This window comes from Eggerthella sp. BIOML-A1, from assembly GCF_009875595.1.
In the GTDB taxonomy this organism is placed as follows: Bacteria; Actinomycetota; Coriobacteriia; order Coriobacteriales; family Eggerthellaceae; genus Eggerthella; species Eggerthella lenta.
In genome coordinates this window covers 1-2624 of sequence record NZ_WWRZ01000021.1, presented here as the reverse complement: position 1 = coordinate 2624, position 2624 = coordinate 1, and the positions used below count along the sequence as shown (strand labels likewise).

The window sequence follows — 2624 nt, the reverse complement described above, 5'->3', positions numbered from 1 at the left end:
GTTAGCAGCAGTTTGCAAAGCATGGATCAATGGTTCTGCTCCCCTGATGGTTAAATCAGCCATTCTTTACCTCACTTACATAGAAAACAGTCATGCCGTTGGTATGTTTTGGGTTATCCACAATGTAAAAAGGCTGACCGTCTATCAAAAGACTGTCAACCTTCTCCTTACAGTTTCTAACCCTCACAACCGTTGTGGCTTCTTTTAGCTTATCCCCAAGTAAATTGATTAGCTTGGCACTGATTGGACCAATGTTGCATGGTACTACCTTTGTTACTTCATTACCGCCTACCATTTTTCCAAGTTCAGTGTCATACTTTCTTTTTTGCTTGAAAACAAGCGTACAACGTTTATCAAATCTCATAACATTTTAAACCCCGCTTCAAAATTGCTTGAAAAGTGCTGCTTAATAACTTTCTCATATTCAGAAAAGTCATCAATCTCAAAAGTCATGCTCAATCCTTCGACATTTTGGGTTGTCATTCCTTCAGACCCTAGCTTGTTGAAACGTTTTACCATTACTTCAACAATGATGTACTGCAATTTCTCAGGGATAGTGTCTTGATTTGAAAAAGCTTTGAAATGTGCTTCTGTTAGGTTTTGGATAACTGACAAGCGATTATCTTGCAAGTTATCATCAATGTCTAACAGAGCTTTTACTTGCTCAATAATCTGCATGTCATTACTCCTTCCGGGCTTCAATCAAGGCTTCTTTGTCAAGTGCAGAATAGCCCTCAACACCTTTTTCGTTCAGTTGTTTAATTGTCATTTCTGACAAGTCAGGCTGTTCTTCATTGTAATGACGACGCAACAACATCCCCATTATGCACCTCCGAATTTTACAACCTTTGTAGGATCATAGAGGTACACACCATAGTGTTCATCCCCTGTGATGACAGTGGTTTTCTTCAAGATGTCACGGTCTGTTTCAATCGCAACATCACGCTTGAGATTGATGACAAATGCACCGTATTTGGCAACATCATCTGTCTCAGTTTCATCAGCTGAAACCTTAACAAGGAATCCTGTACCTTTTGTAACTTTGTTAGAACGGACAATTTGAACCCCACGGGTTTCACCAAATGTGCCAGATACAACTGTATTTGCACCAATTTCAGTTCCTGAAATCCATTCTTTGACAGTGTTAGTACGCAAATCAATTGCGTCAGCTGGGTTGATAACAGCCACATAGAGTGCATCTTCTTCATCTGTAAAGACTGCAAGTGCTTTATCAAGAGCAGCACCTGTGGTTGGCGCTTCTGCGACAAATTGAGTAGCTTTTTGGGCTTCCGCAACAATGTCATTGTCAACTTTGTTTGCGATAGCAAGTGCGATTTGGTGAGTCGCTTGACCAATTGGGTCACCAAGTCCAGAAAGAACAGCTTCATCTGTCAATTCGATACCTTTACCAGCCTTTTTGATGGTCATGGTTGTCTTAGCTGTAGCGAGTTGGTCTGGTTCGATTGCTACACCTTCAGCAATGTCTTTTGCGTCCCCTGAATATTCCCAACGTGGAACTGTCAGAGTGTTACCTGGTTGACCTACAAGCTCACGTTCGACATAAGCAAGTGGTGTGAATTTGATGAGTTTTGGAAGTTTAGCTGAAGCCATGTCAGCCATTACTTCAGGATTGATCATTTGTGCGATTTTTGTTTGAGTCATTTTGTTTTATCCTTTCACTAATTGTGCATAGAGTTCTGGGTCACTCTGAAGCAGGTCATTACGGCTCTTGTAACCCATGCGGGCAAATTGCTCTTTGGTAACACCTCCAGCTGTTGATTGCTCAACTTTCTTTGGTGTCTTACCTTTGAGCATTTCACTGACTTTCTTGTCAGCAAGGTCATTCACAAGGGATGTAAAACTATTGATGGTTTCCTGTGTGCTTTCAGCGTCATCTTTGACTACGAATGCAAGGATGTCATCAGTTGCTACAATTCCAGCTTCAGAAAGCATTTTGGACGCTTCTTTCTCAAGACCGCTGCGGTTGATTTTGGCTTCAAGTTCAGCAATGTAGTCAGCCTGTTTCTTAGCTTCATACTCAGCCTTCTGTTCAGCGTTCATCTTACGCAACTTTTCAGCTTCATCCATCTTGGCTTGGTATTCCCTTTCAGCAGCACGTTTGGCTTTGCCTTTTTCCTTCTGGATGATAGCGTCAAGCTCTTCCTGTGTGAATGTTTTTTCAGTAGTTTCTGCTTGTTCCTGAGTGCTAGCCTGCTCAGTTCCTTCTTCAACTACTTCATCTTTTTTGATTTCTTCTGCCATGATTGGCTACCTCCCTTTTAAGTCCTGAGTGGACTGATTGACCTTGGCTTTTAGTGTCTTCAAAGTTCGGACAAAAAGAAAACCGGTCATTTCAAACCAGTTTTGAGTATTTTCAAGTGATTTTGAGTAGTCTATTCCTACCAGTCAAGATGAGTGACCGCCTCCTTACTTGCGACTAACCCAAGATTTTTTAGATACCTTGTCAGCTACTTTCTTCTCAAGATAATCAAACCTTGAATTAGTAGCCTGAGCATTGCGTGAGTTAATATGTTTCAACTCCTCAATCTGCTTTTGTTGATGTTCAATCTTATCAATAAGCTTATTGTTGACTGTAATTAAACCTTGAATACACAATAAGATAG

The 2624-nt window shown here is 40.9% G+C and carries 6 protein-coding genes; 1 reads left to right on the top strand and 5 read right to left on the bottom strand.

Annotated features, from left to right (window positions below; genetic code table 11):
- Positions 1-208 (top strand): hypothetical protein (locus GT590_RS14395; RefSeq protein WP_205217246.1); only part of this gene is annotated, 208 nt, incomplete at its 5' end.
- 152 nt (positions 209-360) lie between these two features.
- Here the strand turns inward: GT590_RS14395 and GT590_RS14105 are convergent.
- The 5 genes from GT590_RS14105 to GT590_RS14390 form a co-directional block, all read right to left on the bottom strand.
- Complete coding sequence (locus tag GT590_RS14105; protein WP_129984629.1) at positions 361-678, bottom strand: phage head-tail connector protein; 318 nt, start codon at positions 676-678, stop codon at positions 361-363.
- A 4-nt stretch (positions 679-682) separates the two neighbouring features.
- Entirely contained in the window at positions 683-823 is a 141-nt protein-coding gene (locus GT590_RS14360) for a hypothetical protein (RefSeq protein ID WP_165438849.1), read from the bottom strand.
- Entirely contained in the window at positions 823-1662 is an 840-nt protein-coding gene (locus tag GT590_RS14100; protein WP_129984628.1) for a N4-gp56 family major capsid protein, read from the bottom strand. The genes GT590_RS14360 and GT590_RS14100 overlap by 1 nt, the downstream gene beginning before the upstream one ends.
- A gap of 6 nt (positions 1663-1668) precedes the next feature.
- Complete coding sequence (locus GT590_RS14095) at positions 1669-2262, bottom strand: DUF4355 domain-containing protein (RefSeq protein WP_129984627.1); 594 nt, start codon at positions 2260-2262, stop codon at positions 1669-1671.
- 165 nt (positions 2263-2427) lie between these two features.
- Positions 2428-2624, bottom strand: a 197-nt coding sequence (locus tag GT590_RS14390) for a hypothetical protein (RefSeq protein WP_205217245.1), incomplete at its 5' end; no start/stop codon positions are given.